General features: G+C 62.7%; 14 protein-coding genes and 4 pseudogenes. 10 read left to right on the top strand and 8 right to left on the bottom strand.

The genetic code is table 11. The features are described from left to right. From ASC95_RS29250 to ASC95_RS29230, 3 genes are all read left to right on the top strand, one after another. Positions 1–247 (top strand): transposase domain-containing protein (locus tag ASC95_RS29250; RefSeq protein ID WP_057301225.1); only part of this gene is annotated, 247 nt, incomplete at its 5' end. Positions 248–682: 435 nt separating this feature from the next. Beyond that, positions 683–1,363 (top strand): hypothetical protein, encoded by a 681-nt coding sequence (locus ASC95_RS29240; protein ID WP_057301223.1) that lies wholly within the window; start codon positions 683–685, stop codon positions 1,361–1,363. Positions 1,364–1,890: 527 nt separating this feature from the next. Beyond that, the gene (locus ASC95_RS29230; RefSeq protein ID WP_057301222.1) at positions 1,891–2,400 is read left to right on the top strand and encodes a hypothetical protein; all 510 of its coding nucleotides are present in this window, start codon (positions 1,891–1,893) and stop codon (positions 2,398–2,400) included. Here the strand turns inward: ASC95_RS29230 and ASC95_RS29225 are convergent. The 5 genes and pseudogenes from ASC95_RS29225 to ASC95_RS29205 form a co-directional block, all read right to left on the bottom strand. Beyond that, positions 2,392–3,975, bottom strand: a complete 1,584-nt coding sequence (locus tag ASC95_RS29225; RefSeq protein WP_082568220.1) for an IS66 family transposase — start codon at positions 3,973–3,975, stop codon at positions 2,392–2,394. The genes ASC95_RS29230 and ASC95_RS29225 overlap by 9 nt on opposite strands. Before the next feature lie 55 nt (positions 3,976–4,030). Then, positions 4,031–4,366 (bottom strand): IS66 family insertion sequence element accessory protein TnpB, encoded by a 336-nt coding sequence (tnpB, locus tag ASC95_RS29220; RefSeq protein WP_057301221.1) that lies wholly within the window; start codon positions 4,364–4,366, stop codon positions 4,031–4,033. Then, on the bottom strand, positions 4,363–4,734 hold the full coding sequence (locus ASC95_RS29215) for a transposase (protein WP_057301220.1): 372 nt from the start codon (positions 4,732–4,734) through the stop codon (positions 4,363–4,365). The genes tnpB and ASC95_RS29215 overlap by 4 nt, the downstream gene beginning before the upstream one ends. 42 nt (positions 4,735–4,776) lie before the next feature. After that, positions 4,777–5,475 (bottom strand): hypothetical protein, encoded by a 699-nt coding sequence (locus tag ASC95_RS29210; RefSeq protein WP_057301219.1) that lies wholly within the window; start codon positions 5,473–5,475, stop codon positions 4,777–4,779. Between the two features lie 36 nt (positions 5,476–5,511). Continuing rightward, a pseudogene (locus ASC95_RS29205) lies at positions 5,512–6,054 on the bottom strand (IS66 family transposase); the annotation flags it as partial. Positions 6,055–6,211: 157 nt separating this feature from the next. Between ASC95_RS29205 and ASC95_RS29200 the strand changes: the two are divergent. From ASC95_RS29200 to ASC95_RS32290, 6 genes and pseudogenes are all read left to right on the top strand, one after another. Further along, positions 6,212–6,586: a DUF6232 family protein gene (locus ASC95_RS29200; RefSeq protein WP_057301217.1), complete on the top strand. Its 375-nt coding sequence runs from the start codon at positions 6,212–6,214 to the stop codon at positions 6,584–6,586. A gap of 405 nt (positions 6,587–6,991) precedes the next feature. After that, entirely contained in the window at positions 6,992–7,711 is a 720-nt protein-coding gene (locus ASC95_RS29195; RefSeq protein WP_057301216.1) for a hypothetical protein, read from the top strand. Beyond that, complete coding sequence (locus ASC95_RS31065; RefSeq protein WP_157256569.1) at positions 7,690–8,088, top strand: hypothetical protein; 399 nt, start codon at positions 7,690–7,692, stop codon at positions 8,086–8,088. The genes ASC95_RS29195 and ASC95_RS31065 overlap by 22 nt, the downstream gene beginning before the upstream one ends. 455 nt (positions 8,089–8,543) lie before the next feature. Further along, a pseudogene (locus tag ASC95_RS32155) lies at positions 8,544–8,880 on the top strand (ABC transporter transmembrane domain-containing protein); the annotation flags it as partial. 435 nt (positions 8,881–9,315) lie between these two features. Continuing rightward, on the top strand, positions 9,316–9,879 hold the full coding sequence (locus ASC95_RS31055) for a hypothetical protein (RefSeq protein WP_157256568.1): 564 nt from the start codon (positions 9,316–9,318) through the stop codon (positions 9,877–9,879). Positions 9,880–9,888: 9 nt separating this feature from the next. Further along, a pseudogene (locus tag ASC95_RS32290) lies at positions 9,889–12,228 on the top strand (calcium-binding protein); the annotation flags it as partial. Between the two features lie 195 nt (positions 12,229–12,423). On the opposite strand, the pseudogene ASC95_RS32145 reads toward ASC95_RS32290, so the two are convergent. Together ASC95_RS32145 and lexA are read right to left on the bottom strand one after the other, a co-directional pair. After that, positions 12,424–12,765, bottom strand: a pseudogene (locus ASC95_RS32145) (DUF72 domain-containing protein); the annotation flags it as partial. A gap of 78 nt (positions 12,766–12,843) precedes the next feature. Further along, complete coding sequence (gene lexA / locus ASC95_RS29175) at positions 12,844–13,515, bottom strand: transcriptional repressor LexA (protein ID WP_057301212.1); 672 nt, start codon at positions 13,513–13,515, stop codon at positions 12,844–12,846. 81 nt (positions 13,516–13,596) lie between these two features. Here lexA and ASC95_RS29170 point away from each other — a divergent pair, with 81 nt between their 5' ends. Beyond that, the gene (locus ASC95_RS29170) at positions 13,597–14,517 is read left to right on the top strand and encodes an asparaginase (protein WP_057301211.1); all 921 of its coding nucleotides are present in this window, start codon (positions 13,597–13,599) and stop codon (positions 14,515–14,517) included. On the opposite strand, the gene ASC95_RS32140 is transcribed toward ASC95_RS29170, so the two are convergent. Beyond that, a complete protein-coding gene (locus tag ASC95_RS32140) occupies positions 14,518–15,963 on the bottom strand; it encodes an esterase-like activity of phytase family protein (RefSeq protein ID WP_057301210.1) in 1,446 nt (481 codons plus the stop codon). Positions 15,964–15,981 lie beyond the last annotated feature (18 nt).

The following is a 15,981-nucleotide window of genomic DNA, read 5'->3' as shown; positions in this document are numbered from 1 at the left end:
CCTGCCCATCGACAACAACTGGGTGGAGAACCGCATCCGGCCCATTGCGCTGGGGCGGCAGAACTGGCTCTTCGCGGGCAGCTTGCGCGCGGGCAAGCGTGCTGCGGCCGTGATGAGCCTCATCCACTCGGCCAAGCTGAACGGGCTTGATCCCTACGCCTATCTCCGCGATGTGCTGGAGCGGCTTCCGACGCATCCGGCCGGCCAGATCGCAGAATTGCTCCCGCACCAGTGGCAGACTGCATAACCACAGTTAGCAAGATGAGACATGGACGCCGACGCGGAAGCACGAGACCTAGTCGACCGTACTCGTACTAGATTCCCCGAAGAGGCATTGGCAACAGATCAATGGCTGCGGGAGCGGGGCTGGGCTCCTGAGGAAATGACATTCATGTGGATCGAGGCCTTCGCCGACAGAACCTCCGAAGCCGTCAAGCGGCGTGATGAAGCAGTTATCAAGGCTCATACAGAGTTCATGGCAACGGAGCATTGCCAAGGGCCTGAGTCGGTGCGATCGCTAGTCGATGTCGCCTATGCAGAGAATCTGATGTGGGACCTCGACGTTTCGGACCGAGTTTGGGCATGGCCCCATATTGCGCGAACGGTGCGAGCGCTGTACGAGGCCATATGGGGGGCTCCCAGGAATGCCAATGCGTAACCAACACTTGAGAGCCTTGGCTAAATGACTCACCTTCGCCTCCCCGGCGGGACAGACGTTGCCGAGATGGCGCTCTTCGATATCGATGCGCTGCCGGCAGCGAGGCCAGATGATTCGACAGTCGCAGCGCTAGAGGCGTCGAACCGATTGGTCCGTTTCCCCACAGGCGGTGATGGGGGCTATCTGCTGCACCTGTATGTGGACGAACCGATCCCGGCAGGCCTCCAGCGCTACTGCCTTGCCGACGACAAGCTCACCGGAGCATTCCGCACCGAACAAGGCAATGTGGCCTTTGGAGGCATCGAATCCACGTTTGTCGGCTTCAAGCCGAACCGCCACATCAGAGCAGATGGAACGATCCCACCGGGCGAATACCGCTACACAGCGTTCCACACGGAGTTCCCTGACGAGCTGGTTAGCCGAACCCTCCGGGTCGAGGCGACTTCCAGCGAACTCTGGCTTTCACGCGCTCCCGTAGTCGTCTCGCTTGCAACGATTGCACTGGCCGTGGCGCTCGCCGTGTCCCAGCGGTTCGCTATGGCGGGTCTAGGTCTCCTGGTCGGCTATTTCGCAGTCAAGTTTCTTCGCAAAGCCCCTGCGTATCAGGCACTCGTCTCCAGGCGTGACGCCGCGCAGTTAGACCTGCCCAGCATCGCAGTGGAGCTGCGCTCAGCAGCCGCCTCGCAGATGCCTCCAGCCATCTGATGGACCATCTGTTGGATCGCCCGGCGTCAACCTGACTTCGCGGAACGCTTACGCTGATCGCCCCTCAGCGCTACTACGTGCGCCAACAGCGCCGCAATGGCGACACGCACGTCCACGCCACGGTCACCTGAAGTTCAACCCGTTCGGATTCACCGCGCTCGACATCTAGGCGCTATACATGGGCGCAACGGGCTGCAGCTGGGGCGATACGCGTTCCAATCAGATGGCCGCCCGGCTGCAGTCCAAATCGAAGGGCGACCATCAAGCCCTGCACGATGCTCTGTATCAGGCCGAGCTTTTCAAGCTAGTGCGGCAGCTCCGTCACAGCAACGACTGATGACAGCTTCGCGCCTCCACCGGCGGCATCGGGAGTCCCAGCGCATTGGCCAGCGACAAACCCGTTAAGTGCCTCTTTCGGCATACCGCTCGACCGTCCGCGCGCTGTAGTCGATCAGTAAGCGGCTGGCGAAGTCACGTTGACGCTGAGCCAATAGACTGCGGTGAACTTGCGCGTGAGCAACCCAGCTATGAACTTCATCGCAATAGGAAGATTGGTCACCGTAGTCGCGATGTGCCTGCTCGTGCATTGCGCCTGGTCGGCAGAGGACGCTGTCTCGTCCGGCATCGAGGCGCACTACTTCAACACCGGAGATGGCAACGTCAAGAAGGTGGGAAATCCCAGGTTCAACTTCTGGTTTGACATTCCCGCAAGCTGGCGTGCCTTCGACCGGTCGGCCAACGGAGATGGGTACTTTCTGGACGTTGGCATTGCTGGTGTGGATGTGCGCACGTACGGATCATGGATGGACTTCGACCTCGATCAGAGTCAGAACAAAACGCCTTTTAAGTTTGCCGATGGCAAGCTCGGGTGGCGACTGACGAAAGAAACGAGCGTGACCTATGTCCGTCCCGAGGGCGACCATTTCCTGTACTTGTATGTACGGGCGCCGGCAGCCTGGGTCAAGAGCAACGAAGAAGCAATCATCAACGTGGCGCGTAGCTTGCGGCCGGGGTCCATGTCGGCAACGTCATCCTGACCTCGATGGCACCCAACGATTGGGCAGCAGCTCGGCAAGGTCGCGGGCCCGCTGGGTCGGAAGGCGCGTCAGCACGTCACGAAGGTACGCGTAGGGGTCGTGGCCGTTGAGCTTCGCTGTCTGGATGAGACTCATGATGGCCGCAGCGCGCTGCCCGGCGAGCAGCGTTCCGGCGAAGAGCCAGTTCTTGCGTCCTGTGGCCCATGGCCTGATCTGCTGTTCGTCGAAATTGTTGTCGATGGGCAAGGCAGGGTCGCCAAGGTAGCGCGTGAGCGCTGCCCAGCGGTTCAGGCTGTAGTCCACAGCCCTGGCGGTGGCCGAGCCATCCGGCACCCTCGGCCGGAACTCCAGCAACCACTTGTGCAGAGGCTGCGCCACCGGCGCCGCACGCGTTCGTCGTTCTCGCAAGCGATCCTCTGCTGCCAGGTCCTTCACTTCCCGCTCGATGCCGTAGAGCTGCCCGATGAACTCGATGGCGGTGGCCGCCAATGTGCTCTTGTTGGTCAGGTGCAGTTCCACGAACTTGCGGCGCGCGTGTGCCATGCAGCCCACCTCGGTGATGCCGCCGTCGAGGAACAGCGCCTTGTAGCCGGCGTAGTCGTCGCACACGAGGCTGCCCTTCCAGGCGTTCTCGGTGCCATGACCAAGAAAGGTCCGTGGATGCTGGCCCGAGCGACTCTCGGTGAAGTCGTAGACCACGGCGCGCATGGTCTCAAAGGCGCCGCTGGCGTAGGCCCAGAGGTAGGCGCGATGGGTCTTGCCGGTGCCAGGCGCCAGCATGGCCACCGGTGTCTCGTCGGCGTGCAGCACCGGCAGGCGCAGCAGGTCGGCCTTCATGGCGTCGACCAGTGGCTGCAGGCGCACACCGCACACGCCCACCCAGGCTGCCAGCGTCGAGCGGGGGATGGCCAGGCCGGCGCGCTCGAAGATGGCTTCCTGGCGATACAGCGGCAGGTGGTCAGAGTGCTTGGCGACCAGCACATGGGCGAGCAAGCCCGAGGTGGGCAAGCCCTTGTCGATGATCTCCGCCGGCACAGGTGCCTGGGTCAAGGTGCGGCACTTCGCGCAGGCCCACTTGCCGCGCACATGGCGCTCCACGGTGAAGCTGCCGGGTGTGTAGTCCAGCTTCTCACTGACGTCCTCGCCGATGCGCTTCATCTGGCAGCCGCAGGCGCAGATCGTGTCGCTGGGTTCGTGGTGCCGCTCCACGCGCGGCAGATGGGCCGGGAGCGCGGCGCGCTTGGGCCGCTCGGGCGCAGGCTCGGTGTCCTTGCGCTTGGATGCCATCAGCTCGGCCAACTGGGCTTCCATGGCGGCGAGGTCTGCGTCGACCGCCTCGTCGAAGAGCGCCTTCTGCTCGGCGTCGAGCTGCTCGCTCTTCTTGCCGAACTTCACGCGCCGCAGCTGCGCCATCTCGAAGGTCAGCTTCTCGATCTTGGCGTCGCGCCACTCGATCTCGTGACGGTCGTGCGCCTGGCGGTCCAAAAGCGCTCGCACCTTGGCGCCGATGTGCCCGAGCCCCGCAGCTTCCAGCGAGGCGATGTCTTCAGCACTGAGGGGCGCGGCGACTGCCATGCCGGCAGTGTGGGGCGAGCGCGCGCCGCGCGCATCGGCGCGAGCACCGATTGCGTCACAGCAACCGGATTGAGCCGTCGTCTTCTACGCGCTGCCACGGCAGGCCCAGCACCAGGGCCTGCAGCTGGGGCGGCGTCAGCGGCATCTGCTCAAGCGTGAGCTCGCGAGGCCACACGAAGCGCCCCTGGTGCAGGCGCCGCGCCGCCAGCCACACGCCGATGCCGTCATGCACGAGCACCTTCATGCGTGTGGCGCGCCGGTTGGCAAAGAGGTAGGCATGGTGCGGCTTGGCGCTGCCGAAGACCTGAACGACGCGGGCCAGGGCGGTCTCCGTGCCGGCACGCATGTCCAGTGGCGTCGTCGCGAGCCACACGGCGTCGATGCGGATCAACGCAGCAGCTCGCGCATCCAGGCCGCACACGCATCGGCAGCGCTTGGCAGCCACGTCACCGCGATGGTCGTCGCGCCGCGGCGGACCTCAATGCGGATGGGCTCAGCGCTCGGCGCAGGCGGTGCAGGTGGCGTCGGCATCGGCATCGGCAGCTCGATGAAGCCAGCAGGCTTCTCGCTGACGGTCACTGCCTCGACAGGCGGCTGAGCCCTCTCATGGACCCAGCGCCGCAGCAGGTTCGCGTTGATGCCGTGAGCCATCGCTACGGCGGCCATCGACACGCCTGGCTGCTGCGAAGCTTGCACTGCCTGCGCCTTGAACTCGGCGCTGTGAATTCGCCGCCGGCGGCCTGGTGCTGCTTGGTCCATAGTGCGTACGTACCCATCAAGTCGTTGATGGATACGAGCATCCTAGGCAGGGCTCAGCGGATCAACATGACTTGCCGGGACGCTTACGTCGATCACCACGAAAAGACGCACGTTTACCAGCTCCGAGGGCACATCCTCGGCCAAGGTGACGCCCTGCACCTCGCCGCCATAGAGGCGGCAAAGAAACACCAGGCCCGTACGCCGGCCATCGGCCGAGGGTCTGGCGGACAGCATCAGCCAGTGCCGTTTTGCGGCCAGGGCGTTCATGAAGTCGATGATGGGCACGTCCATGGCTGGGACGAACCGCGAGGCGTGGCCTGAGCCGGCGCGGATGAACTCGCTGATGCCGTCGAAGCAGGTGTGGCGGCAAAGCTCCGGGGATTCCCGGGCGACAAGGTTGAAGCCCATCTTGGCCACGAAGCGGGACAGCTCGGCCTCCTCGGGATGCCGTGTCCTGACGTGGATCACGGGCTGGGGGATCAGCTCGACTTTCGCCGACGTGGCGAGTCCATGCTTGAGGCCAGGAAGCTCTTGCCTCACGCGTGATAGGAAGCTGGCGGCCGTCGCATCGTCCCCATCAACCACGCGAACAACGACGCCGCCCTTGGCGCGCATGAAGACCACCGGGTCTTCACCGGCCAGGTCCTGCTGTGGCGGCCCCAGCCAGATCGCGTCTGCGTCGGGCACCTTTACGGCTATCGCGTCAAGAACTTCGTAGCCGTCGGGCCGCAGCGTAAGCAACCAGCGAACACATGTTGACCGACGCAGAGCGTTCGGTCAGGTGGCCGGTGCCCAGTGATGAGGCAGCAATTCGCCGATGTCGCAGGCACGTTGCGTCGGCAGCCGCTGCAGGACGTCCTTCAGATAGGCGTACGGGTCATGCCCGTTGAGCTTGGCTGACTGGATCAAGCTCATGATGGCCGCAGCGCGCTGTCCAGCGAGCAGCGTCCCGGCGAACAGCCAGTTCTTTCGCCCCGTCGCCCAGGGACGGATTTGCTGTTCATCGTGGTTGTTGTCGATGGGCAGCGCCGGGTCGTCCAGGTAGCGCGTGAGCGCTGCCCAGCGGTTGAGGTTGTAGTCGATGGCCTTGGCCGTGGCCGTGCCGTCCGTGATCTTGCCGCGCTGCGCGAGGAGCCAGTCGTGCAGCGCTCGGGCGATGGGCGCCGCGCGTGTTCGTCGCTCGTGCAGCCGCTGCTGCGAGGTGAGCAGCTTGACCTCGCGCTAGATCCCGTACAACTGGCCGATGAGGTCGATGGCCGCCGCAGCGATGGTGCTCTTGTTGGCCTCGTGCAGCTCGACGAACTTGCGCCGCGCATGGGCGCCCGCCGTGGCCACGATTGGTTGGAAAACGGTGGCCAAAGGCTGTTGCGACGCTCGCCGCCAGATCCGATGAATTCGATGTTCTGGGATGCCCTGATGTCAGCCTGCAGCGGCCCGCGCTAACCTCACTAAACAATTTTTTGAGGGGAGAGGGAAGATGGACGAGAAGGTCTTTTTCGAACACGGCGGCGTTCAGGTCACGAACGCCCGGTTCAAGGTCGACGAACAGACCTACGCGGTTCGCAACATCACCAGTACCGCCGCATGGAGCAAACCTCAGAGCTGGGCTCTGCCGCTTCTGCTGGGACTCTGCGGTTTCGTCGCGTTCTCAAACAAGGATGGGATCGGCGCCGGTGTGTTGTTTCTGCTTGTGGCCGCCGCCTTGTTCTATTTTGGGCGGCCCTGGCACTTCGTGAAGCTCAGTACGGCGTCTGGTGAAGTGAAAGCACTGAAGAGCCGCGACAAGAACTACGTGCTTCAAGTGGTCAACGCGCTGAATGACGCGATGGTCAGTCAACACAAGTCAGCTTGAAGACGGCGTAACGTCAAAGCGCACCTCACGACGCGGCGGGAGAACGCCGTCTTCGAACCGAAAACCGAAGTCGCGCCGGAGCGTTGCGCTACCTGATGAGCCACATCTGCGCCTCTCCTGCGGCTGACGGCGCCGCCACTGGGCGAAGTCTGGTGGCGGCTAGCGGGGTTATTGACTTGTCAGTCCTGTCGCGCGCCTGAGCATCGCTGAGCCGGTCTGTGATGCGACGCCTCATGTCCTCCGGGCGCGGACGTCTCAGCTCGCGGCACCGCATCCGTGCTGCCTGGCGCCAGCTTCATAGCTCAACCAGGAAGCGGCCATCCAAATCGCCAGCGTTTGCGGCGTAAACAAAGAACCTTGCTGACGATGTCGTCAGCGGTCTTCTGATAGCGAAGGAAACCATCGATGCGCAAATTGGCGTCAGAGATTGCGAAATGGAAAGCTCGTATTTTGTCGACCTTCGGCGGTCGGATCTTATTGGTGACCCTGCTAGTCCTTGCGCTTTACGGAATTGCAAGATGGCTGCCTGAGGCGATCGGTCCGCTGGTCTTCATTGGAATTGCAGCGGCTGCAATCACTTCGCTAATTCGCCGGCTCCGCAAGATATTCCCGAGTGTCAAAGCGCGCGGTGTGCGTCGCTTTGGCCGGTTCCTGCGTGCCACACGCATCGTGACGGCCATACATCCTGCGGTCGAAACGCTTCAACTGCTGGTGATCCTGCTTGCACTTTTAGTGATGTGCTATCTGATGCTTTTCAAAGATAAGCAGTCCTTTTATTGGATAGCAAATGCGCTTGGAGGTTTACTGATTGCGGCCGCCGCTGTGGATATCCCCTTCCAACTCCGGGCCGTGACAAAACTTGATTGGAGTCAGACCGTGGGGAAGGTGATTCTTGGATCTATCAGCGCTTTAGCGATCATTCTTGCGACGCACGAAGCTCACGATTTGGTTCATGGCCTTACTCAATCGGATCCCAAAAACTTCCCCGATTTTCAGTCTCTAGCGATATTCATTCTTACGCCCGCGTTTTACATGGGAATTGTGGCGGTTGTACTTTGCGTCTGGGCAGGACTTAACCTATTCTTGGGAATTTCTGCACTTACATGTTCATTTTTGTCGACCTGATACCTTCATTCAAGAATAAAAAGAAAGCTTTCTGGGGCTTTCGGCTAGCGTACGGAAAGCGACCGCCCAGCAATTACAAGCCGGAGGAGTTCAACTGGGATGGCGTGTTGTTCTTCATGCGGAACTTAGGAATTGTGCTTGCCGTCAGCGTCGGCGGGTCTGCAATTCATGAGTTCAAGTCGAATCATCACGCGGCAATTGACCGCGGTTTGAGGGCGACATTAGTTGGCCTTGATTTTCGATCGGGAGCGCTTTGCGGCAACGTACCAGAAACAGCGCCGGCGGCGTATCTCGATAAATTCGGGCTGCTCGTGGCTACGATCGAGCCGGACAGCATTACGTTTGCAAGGCGCGAATGCGGGACCTCGGGGCGTTGACAGCAGCACTTGCGAACCCTGACGGCGCCGTCAGGCGGCTGCTGACGATGAGGGGCACTGCTTTGGCGCTGTAACCTCGCCGTGGTCGGAGTTCGCAAATCGCAGACGTTGCGCGCACTAGCGCGCAACGTCGCTCCCTCATCCATTACAGGCGCAACCTCCGCCAGAGTTGCAGGTCTTCGTTTTTTCAATGCAGGTGTCGCCGCACGCCTTCCCCTCGCTACAGACCTTGCAGCACGCACCGCCGGCGGTTGCGCTATTGCCTCCGCCACAGGCGGACAAGGGAACGGACGCGCTGATCGAGAGAGGCACGGCAAGCGCCCCCAGACGGGCGACGTGTCGGAGCCAGTTCACTTCTTCCACCCCGGGCACTTGCCGTTGGCATCCCGGGGACCACCTGGACCACCCTTGGAGCCGCAGCCTCCATGTCCACCCCCACTGCCTCCACCGCCCCCAAGGTGCTGGTCCATAAGGGCGTGACGACACTGGTCGTCATCATGGTGTTCGAGAGCGCGCTGACGGTGCTGCGCTCCTACGTTTTCAGCCACGACGAATCGCATCGACGTCGAGCTCGGTGCTCGCTTGTTCCGACACCTACTGAACCTCCCGCTGGCCTATTTCCAGGCTCGCCGCGTGGGTGACTCGGTGGCCCGCGTGCGCGAGTTGGAAAACATCCGCCAGTTCCTCACCGGCAACGCGTTGACCTTGGTGTTGGACGTCGCCTTTTCGGTGATCTTCATCGCCGTGATGTTTGCCTACAGAGTGCCGCTGACGTACCCCTTCGTGCTGAGCTGGTCGATGCTGGAGGCGATGGCGACGGGCTGCCTCGTCATCGGATCGGACACGGCGCCAGTGAAGGAGGCGCTGCAGGATGGGGTAAATGGTCGGTTGGTGAGCGCATTCGATCAAGGCACCATCGTCACGCGGACTTTGGAAAGCGTCGGAATGCCCGTAGAAGTCGTATCGGTGCAGCGCGGGGAGGCGATGAAGACGGCCTCTATTGGCTACAGCATCATGGCGGGCACTCGGGCTTTCAGTCAGGTCTGTCTGGAGGGTGTATCAGCACAGGAGATACGGCGTGTTGCGTGAGTTCGCTGGGGGAGAGGCGCCGTACCGCACCCGCCACCCGACTAATTGCTCAGGCCGCGCAGCAGCATTTAGGCGAGAGACTTGAGAGAGACATTTGATAGTGAAATATTCACGAAAATAGTTGGAAAGGAAATGCTAATGAAAACAAATCTTCTTGTCTGTATTTTATTTCAGTTATGCGCTCTGGCAACGGCTAACGCTCAAAACGCTCAGGAGAAGATTTCGAGTTTGGCGGAGGCAACCATGACGGTTGGGCGCGCAATAAATAAAGGGGAAGAATCATTAATAGAGGGCGAGCTGAAAAGAATAGGGTTTTCGTGTGATCAGCAACCCATTGCTTATGTTCATTGTGTGAAGCCGCTGCCAGAAGGCGTTATTCATTCTGAAGTTCATGAAATCTATGACAGGCATCGTCGCCGAAGGACGGCGCGAGTAATATTTAATCAGAATTTTTCTGACTGCTCGGCATTTGGAAGTCTTCGAGCCTCGTTCATGGAAGGCGTTGTCCCCTTGCCTCAAGCCCTCGAACTTAAACCGCCTCTTGTTGAACGTGCTTCAGAATATCCGCAGCTTCGGAAGGAAGAGAACTGGTCGTATGAAAGTGCAGATAAGCCAGGTCGCTATTTGATTTCCGTAACACAACGGTTTGTGAGCTCGAGCGAAGTTTCTTGCCAAGTAAACGTTTTGATTCAATCATTCTAATTTTCCGCTATGTTCACCTCTACTGAGCAATTGATTGCCACACTCGAAGCTGCCTTGATTCTCAAACAGGACGAAGTCGGACTGGCATTTTTTTATGCTTTGTCATCGCTCGGAGTCCAGATCAAACTGGATGATGGGGGTAGAACCAGGTTCTACGGCGGCATTATCTACATGTCCAATCGCGAAATAGATGGCTATGCACTCCAAAAGGACTTCTTGTCGGCGATGACAGGACTGTTTGCCCATGAAGGTGAGCATTTTTATGACGCGGACGCAAGTGACGCAAGGTTTAACAGTGCGCGTCAAATTAATAACTCAGATTACTCTCGAAGGATGTATTATGACAACGAAGCCGATGCTCTTGCGGATCAGTTTCTAAAGGGTACTGACCATGGGCTGGATTACGGGGGTATGAGCAACTCGGATGTCCAGTTGCTAAAACGCGATTTGATTGATATGTTCAATCGTCGCGATATTCCTTGGAGTGCAGTTGAAAAGGAACTGAAGGCAAAGATTTCGGAGGAACTCGAACGGGCTGGACTCGATATTGAAGGCGCCAACAATTACGCCAGAGACGTCGCGAATAGCAGTACCGTACCGCCTTCAGGTCCGCCGATCCCTCCGCCGCCTGCACCGGCGCCCCCGCCGGGCGGCGACCCCGGCGATGGCGGCGGCGACCCCGGCAATGGCGGCGGCGACCCCGGCGATGGCGGCGGCGACCCCGGCGATAGCGGCGGCGACCCCGGCGATGGCGGCGGCGACCCCGGCGACGGCGGCGGCGACCCCGGCGATGGCGGCGGTGACTCCGGCGATGGCGGCGGTGACTCCGGCGATGGCGGCGGCGGTGACTCCGGCGGCGGTGGCGGCGGTGGTGACTCCGGCGATGGCGGCGGCGGTGACTCCGGCGGCGGTGGCGGCGGTGGTGACTCCGGCGGTGGCGGCGGTGGTGGTGACTCCGGCGGTGGCGGGGGTGGTGGCGACTCCGGCGGTGGCGGGGGTGGTGGCGACTCCGGCGGTGGCGGGGGTGGTGGCGGCTCCGGCGGTGGCGGGGGTGGTGGCGACTCCGGCGGTGGCGGGGGTGGCCCCGGCGCCGGTGGTGCCGGTGGTGGTGGTGGTGCAGCGGGCGGTCCAGGTGCTGGTGGAGCCGGCGCGGCATCGTCGGCCACAACGCCCCCTCGTCGGGACCCACTAGCACTGGACTTGGACGGCGACGGCATCGAGACACGCAGCGGCCGCGACGGCCAGCCAGTGCTCTTTGACCATGACGCCGATGGGCGTAAGACCGGTACTGGATGGCTGCAGCCAGACGACGGCTGGCTGACGTTGGACCGGAACGCGAACGGTACGATTGACAGTGGGCGCGAGCTTTTCGGTGTCGACACGCTCAAGCGCGATGGCACGCTCGCGCGCAACGGCTTCGATGCGTTAACCGATCTTGACCAGAACGGCGACGGCAAGATCAACGCCGCGGACAGTGCCAATATCAACGCCACGGGCAATGCGTCGCCCAACTTGCTGACCGGCAATGCGGGCAACAACCGCATGGACGGCGGGTCTGGTGCCGACACCATGATCGGTGGTGGCGGCAACGACGTCTACGTCGTGGACAACACCGGCGACGTCCTCACCGAAGCTGCCGGAGCTGGCATCGACGGTGTGGAGTCGAGCATCACCTGGTCACTTGCAGGTACGGAGCTGGAGAACCTGACTTTGACCGCTTCCACGGCCATCAACGGCACGGGCAATGCATACGATAACTTGCTGATTGGCGGCAGCGGTGCCAACACGCTCAGCGGTGGAGATGGCAACGACACTCTTGATGGGGGTACGGGCACCGACACGCTGGTGGGCGGTAAGGGCGATGACAGCTACATCGTCGATGCCACGGCCGATGTGATCACCGAAGCTGCGGGCGAAGGCATCGACAGCGTCAGTTCGTCGGCAACCTACAGTCTCAGCCTCTCCACCAGCGTCGAGAACCTGACGTTGACGGGATCCAACGCCATCAACGCGACGGGCAACGCGCTCGGCAACGTCCTGATTGGCAACAGCGGTGCCAACCGGATCGATGGTGGAGGTGGTGCCGACACGATGACTGGCGGCGCTGGCAACGACACCTATGTCGTGGACGTCATCGGCGACCTTATCAATGAGGTTTCTGGCGGCGGCACCGATACGGTGGAGTCCAACATCAGCTGGACGCTTGGCGCCGAGCTGGAAAACCTCACGCTGACGAGCACTGGCGCGATCGATGCCACCGGCAATGCATTGGCCAACACCCTGAGGGGCAATAGCGGCGCGAACCGACTCGATGGCGGAACAGGCAACGACACCATGGTGGGCGGCACTGGCAACGACACCTATGTCGTCGACAGCGTCTCCGATGTCGTGACTGAAGCCGCCAGCGGCGGGACCGACACGATCGAGACGAACATCACCTTGCCAACGCTGGCTGCCGAGGTGGAGAACGTCACGCTCACCGGCACGGCCAACATCAACGCCACCGGCAACGGTGTGGCCAATACGTTGCGCGGCAACTCGGGTGGGGCCCAGTTTGTCGCGAAGTTCGAGCACCCCGCTGGCCAGGAAATTGGCCAATGGCGTCTCGACCTCCTTGAGCCGCCGCAGGTGGGTGATGTACTTCGGCCCCTTCACCGCGAACACGAAACCGGGCGGGGTTTCGTCATGCCACTGGGCGTAGTACTCGGGGCGCTGGAGCGAATAGAAGGAGCCGTTGATCTCGACGGTCGGCATCATCCGCGAAGCGAATTCGAGCTCACGGCCCTGGGGCATGCCCTTGGGGTAGAAGACGCCCCGCCAGGGCTTGTAGCGCCAGCCGGAGATGCCGATCCGGATGTCGCCCCTTGAAGCAGTTGCACGTGCCATGCCCCTTGCTGGCAGGACGCATGCCAGGGTGCAAGCCCGACCGGATGAGTCGGGCTTGTCACGGCATCGACGTGCGCTTCAGTTGAAGCCCTGGCCGCGAATCAGCCCGACCGCGAGACCTTCGATGCTGAAACTCTCGCTGTTTTCATTCACCACGATGGGCTCGAAATCGGGGTTTTCCGGCAGCAGCTGAATGCCATCGGGCCCGCGCTTGAAGCGCTTGACGGTGACCTCTTCACCGACCCGGGCGACGACGATCTGGCCGTTGCGGGCTTCCTTGGCTGATTGCACGGCCAGCAGGTCGCCGTCGAGGATGCCGATGTCCTTCATGCTCATGCCCTTGACTTTGAGCAGGTAGTCGGGCTTCTTGGAGAACAGGCCAGGCTCGACGGTGTAGGTCTGCTCGATGTGCTCTTGCGCCAGGATGGGCGCACCGGCGGCAACACGGCCGATCAGGGGTAGCGTCAGCTGGGCAAAATGGGGAATCGGCAGGTTGGATTGACGGGCGCGATTGACGGCGCTCAGCGCATCCGACTTGAGACGGATGCCGCGCGAGGTGCCGCCAACGAGCTCCAGCATGCCTTTGCGGGCCAGGGCCTGCAGATGTTCCTCGGCTGCGTTGGCGGATTTGAAACCCAGCTCGGCGGCAATCTCGGCGCGCGTCGGTGGCGAGCCGGTGCTTTCGATCGCGTTGCGCACCAGGTCGAAGATCTGCTGCTGTCGGGCGGTAAGCTTGGGTCGGTCTTGCACGGGCGGCCTTTTGAGTGGCTGGAAATTTGTCCAGCAACTGTATTTTCATCCAGGAATCCGAAATTGCAAACTCTTGAGCGAATGATCGTCATTCTGGGTACCGGCGGCACCATTGCCGGCACCGCCAAGACCGCCAGCGATGGCGTGGGCTACACGGCGGCGCAGTTGCGCGTCGAGGATCTGCTGGCGGCGGTGCCGGCGTTGGCGGGCCACAAGCTGGAGGCGCAGCAGGTCGCGCAGCTCGACAGCAAGGACATGGATTTCGCGACCTGGCAGCGGCTGGCTGTCGCCGTGCAACAGCAGCTCGACCGTCCCGAAGTGAGCGGCGTCGTCATCACCCACGGCACGGACACGCTGGAAGAGACGGCCTATTTCCTGCACCGCGTGCTGGCGCCGGCCAAGCCGGTCGTGCTGACGGCGGCCATGCGCCCCGCGACGGCGCTGGCACCTGATGGGCCGCAGAACCTTTTCGATGCCGTGCAGGTGGCCGGCACGCCGGGTGCCCGAGGCGTGGTCGTCGCCTTTGCCGGACGCGTGCATGACGCGGTCCAAGTGCGCAAGACGCACAGCTATCGGGTCGATACCTTCGAGTCCGTCGATGGGGCGGTGGTGGCGCGGGTGGAGGAGGGCAGCGTTCGCACGGTCGGCCGCTGGCCGGCGGGCGAGGCCCTGGGTTTGGCGCATATCGCAGCGCCCACGGACCGCTGGCCCCGCGTCGAGATCGTCATGAACCATGCCGGCGCCAACGGTGCGGTGGTGCGGGCGCTGCGGGCCAGCGGCATCGACGGCCTGGTCGCCGCCGGCACGGGCAATGGGACTTTGAGCGTTGCGCTCGATACCGCGCTGCGCGAGGCGGAGGCTGGCGGTGTCAGGGTCGTGCGCAGCACGCGCTGCGACGCCGGTCCGGTCATGGATCTGCCGGGCCTGCTGCCCAGCGCAGGAGCGCTGAGCCCCGTCAAGGCGAGGATCGAGTTGATTCTCGCCTTGCTGGCCGAGGCCTGATCAGCCGCGGCGGCGGCGGGCGAGGAAGCCCACCGCGGCGAGGCCGGCGAGCAGCATCGCGTATTGGCTGGGCTCCGGCACGGCGGCGATGGTCTGGTTGACCAGGTTGCCTTCGAAGGCAAAGACGTAGAACTGGTTGCCATAGGCCACCGGCGCCGAGCCGCCATTCGGAATGGCGGTCGCCAGGAAGTCGTTGTCGTTGGCCAGGTACAGGGTGTGCATGGTCTTGCCGCCCACCGTCACGTCCTCGCCGAAGGCGATGCCTTCGAGCTTGGCCGGTATCAGCGCGTCGGAAATGCCGGCGGCGTTGAGCGCGGCCTTGATGTCGAGGAATCGTGTGCCGACTATTGCTGTGCCGGGTTGGGTGCGCAGGTCGGCGATGCCACTGACCTCGGCGGCACCGGTCAGGTCGATCTTGACGAGCTGTTTCACCGCCGCCTTGGAGCCATCGCCCATGCCCTTGCCGTCGCGCTCCAGCACGATGAGTTCATGGTCGTTCAGTGCCAGCAACTCGCTGCTGTTGTAGGCCTTGCCGTTGATCTGGTTGTCGAACGCGAACTGGCTGGTGGTACCCGTGGCGACGTCGATCTTGACGATGCGGTTGTAGCGGCCGCCGTCGCCGCCGTCCTGGGCCAGCGGGCTCTGCACGAAGCCGAACAGGGTCTTTCCGTCGGGCGAGATGGCCAGGCCCTCCATGCCCTTGTTGGCGACGCGGCCTGCCGTGTTGCCGGAGATCTCAGCGGCACCCGAACTGCTCAGCTTGGACACGGCAAAGCTGTCGGGCAGTGCAAAGGTGCGCAGGCGCTGGCCGGTGGCACGGTCGAACTGGTAGACGTAGGGGCCGTACTCGTCCGAGATGAAGACGCTCTTGCCGTCGTTGGCGACGCGGATGCCTTCGGGGTCCAGGCGGGCGTTGGCCGGGTTGGTCGACAGACCGGCGGCAAAGTTGTCGGAGCGGCCCGAGAAGTAGTTCTTGCTACCGGCGAGGACTGTGCTGCTGTCGACGATGCCGCTCAGTGTCGCGGCCTTGGGGCCGTAGTTCAGCGCTGTGGAACTGGACAGCAGCGTGGTGGCCTGCAGCTTCGGCGTCAGCGTGTAGGGCAGGGCGGAGCCGGCCGCGTTGGCGGTGAGGCTGAGCTGCACCGTCTGGAAGCGGGCGATGAAGGACGTCGTATTGTCGAGCTGCGACGCACCCCAGTCATTGGCGTTCGGACCGCGGTCCGGCAGCGCCAGGAAGGTGTTGCCGCCGGCCCAGGCCAGGCCCGAGCCCATGCCGCCAAGCAGGTTGGCCGCGAGGCCGCTTTCGAGGGAGTAGTTCAGGCCGGACAGGTCGCTCAGCGAGCCGCTTAGGCTGCCCATGCCGATCAGCACCGGCTCGGCCGCGCGGGTGGGGGCGGCGAGGGCCAGCAGGGCGCTGGCAACGGCGGTGGTCAGGAAGGGGCGCATCGCGAGTCTTTCGGAGTG

Origin of the sequence: Pelomonas sp. Root1217 (assembly GCF_001425705.1) — a bacterium.
Lineage (GTDB): Bacteria > Pseudomonadota > Gammaproteobacteria > Burkholderiales > Burkholderiaceae_C > Pelomonas.
The sequence above is the reverse complement of the archived record's forward strand: the minus strand, read 5'-3'. Positions and strand labels throughout refer to the sequence as shown.

Excerpts from the sequence above, each read along its gene's own strand:
- ASC95_RS29225 (WP_082568220.1), bottom strand. The coding sequence starts at position 3,975 with ATGGCAGTCGCCGCGCCCCTCAGTGCTGAAGACATCGCCTCGCTGGAA.
- ASC95_RS29200 (WP_057301217.1), top strand. The coding sequence starts at position 6,212 with ATGGACGAGAAGGTCTTTTTCGAACACGGCGGCGTTCAGGTCACGAAC.
- ASC95_RS29170 (WP_057301211.1), top strand. The coding sequence starts at position 13,597 with ATGATCGTCATTCTGGGTACCGGCGGCACCATTGCCGGCACCGCCAAG.
- ASC95_RS29230 (WP_057301222.1), top strand. The coding sequence starts at position 1,891 with ATGAACTTCATCGCAATAGGAAGATTGGTCACCGTAGTCGCGATGTGC.
- ASC95_RS31055 (WP_157256568.1), top strand. The coding sequence starts at position 9,316 with ATGAAAACAAATCTTCTTGTCTGTATTTTATTTCAGTTATGCGCTCTG.
- ASC95_RS31065 (WP_157256569.1), top strand. The coding sequence starts at position 7,690 with ATGTTCATTTTTGTCGACCTGATACCTTCATTCAAGAATAAAAAGAAA.
- ASC95_RS29215 (WP_057301220.1), bottom strand. The coding sequence starts at position 4,734 with ATGGACCAAGCAGCACCAGGCCGCCGGCGGCGAATTCACAGCGCCGAG.
- ASC95_RS32140 (WP_057301210.1), bottom strand. The coding sequence starts at position 15,963 with ATGCGCCCCTTCCTGACCACCGCCGTTGCCAGCGCCCTGCTGGCCCTC.
- ASC95_RS29195 (WP_057301216.1), top strand. The coding sequence starts at position 6,992 with ATGCGCAAATTGGCGTCAGAGATTGCGAAATGGAAAGCTCGTATTTTG.
- ASC95_RS29240 (WP_057301223.1), top strand. The coding sequence starts at position 683 with ATGACTCACCTTCGCCTCCCCGGCGGGACAGACGTTGCCGAGATGGCG.